Origin of the sequence: Mesorhizobium sp. M7D.F.Ca.US.004.03.1.1, from assembly GCF_003998635.1 — a bacterium.
Lineage (GTDB): Bacteria > Pseudomonadota > Alphaproteobacteria > Rhizobiales > Rhizobiaceae > Mesorhizobium > Mesorhizobium loti.
Genome location: NZ_RZQG01001440.1, coordinates 1 through 969 on the forward strand (window position 1 = coordinate 1; position 969 = coordinate 969).

Sequence of the window (969 nt, forward strand, 5' to 3'; positions counted from 1 at the left end):
GTTTTCCGGCAGGTCGATGCCGAGAATGTCGGCCATCTCGTCGGCCTGCATGTAGCCGGCGAGCAGCCACGAGCCATCCTCGCGCTTGACGGCATTTTCTTCATCGCCGGCGTCGGTGTCCGCCCGGAACACGCCGGTGATGGCTTCCAAAATGTCGGCCGGGGTGACGATGCCTTCGAAATGGCCGTATTCGTCATGCACCAGCGCCATCGGCACGTCGGATTCCTTGAGCTTCTGCAGCACATCCAGCGCATCGGCCTGATCGTAGACGATGGGGGCGGCGCGCACATGCCTGCGCGGATCGAGCACGCGGCCGGCAAGCAGTGCTGCCAGCACGTCGCGCGTCTGGACGACGCCGACCATGACATCGACGCCACCGTCGCCGGCCGGCAGCCGGGAATGCTGGGTTTCCATCAAAAGCTTGCGGATGGTGCTTTCGTCGGACTGCAGATTGATCCAGTCGACCTCGGTGCGTGGCGTCATCACGGCGCGCACGGCGCGGTCGCCAAGCCGCATGACGCCGGCGATCATGCGCCGCTCGTCGGATTCGATGGTGCCGTGATGCTCGGCCTCGGCGACCAGCATCTTGATCTCTTCGTCGGTGACCTTTTCCTCGCTTTCGCCGCGCTGGCCGAGCAGCCACAGGATGGCGCGGCCGGAGAAGTCGAGCAGGAAGACCAGCGGCGCCGAGACGGTGGCGAGGATGGTCATTGCCGGGGCGACCCTGGCGGCGACCCTTTCAGGATCACGCAAGGCGATCTGCTTGGGCACCAGTTCGCCGACGATCAGCGAGAAATAGGTGATGATGGCAACGACGATGCCGACGCCGAGCGGATCGGCGACGGTCTCACGGATGCCTGTCGAGGCCAGGAACTGCGCCAGCCGCTCGCCGAGCGTAGCGCCCGAAAAGGCGCCCGACAACACGCCGGCAAGTTCCTCTCCTCGGTGCAGATCGGCATCACCCTTGTC

General features: G+C 65.3%; 1 protein-coding gene. It reads right to left on the reverse strand.

Translation table 11 applies throughout. The features are described from left to right. Nucleotides 1-969 (reverse strand): hemolysin family protein (locus EN935_RS37765; RefSeq protein WP_164771803.1); only part of this gene is annotated, 969 nt, incomplete at both ends.